This window comes from Flavobacterium sp. UBA4854, assembly GCF_002399805.1.
GTDB lineage: Bacteria > Bacteroidota > Bacteroidia > Flavobacteriales > Flavobacteriaceae > Flavobacterium > Flavobacterium ginsengisoli.
In genome coordinates, this window is record NZ_DHEI01000117.1 from 20,473 (window position 1) to 20,839 (window position 367).

Consider the following 367-nt stretch of genomic DNA (forward strand, 5'->3'; position numbering starts at 1 on the left):
TTGCCTTTGTACTGCTGCATCCCTTCCAAAACCGAAACCGCAGTGTCGTCTGAAGCCGCAATTCTCCAGCTTCCCAACGGACTGTTTTTATCGTTTGCCAAAGCTCCGATCAAAGCGATTTTCTGCCCTGATTTTTTCAGCGGAAGCAGATTCTTTTCATTTTTCAATAAAACGATCGATTTCTTTGCCATATCCAAAACGCCTTCGTTATTGGCTCTGCTTCCCACAACTTCTTTTTCGCGTTTCTCATCGCAATATCTGTACGGATCATCAAATAGTCCCAATTCGAATTTTACACGCAAAATTCTGCGAACCGCGTCATCAATTAAAGATTCTTTTACTTTTCCTGATTTTACCAGATCAACCA

At 41.7% G+C, this 367-nt stretch carries 1 protein-coding gene; it reads right to left on the reverse strand.

Translation table 11 applies throughout. The annotated features are described in order from the left end of the window. Window positions 1-367 (reverse strand): glycoside hydrolase family 3 C-terminal domain-containing protein (locus tag B3J44_RS17390; protein WP_286969963.1); only part of this gene is annotated, 367 nt, incomplete at both ends.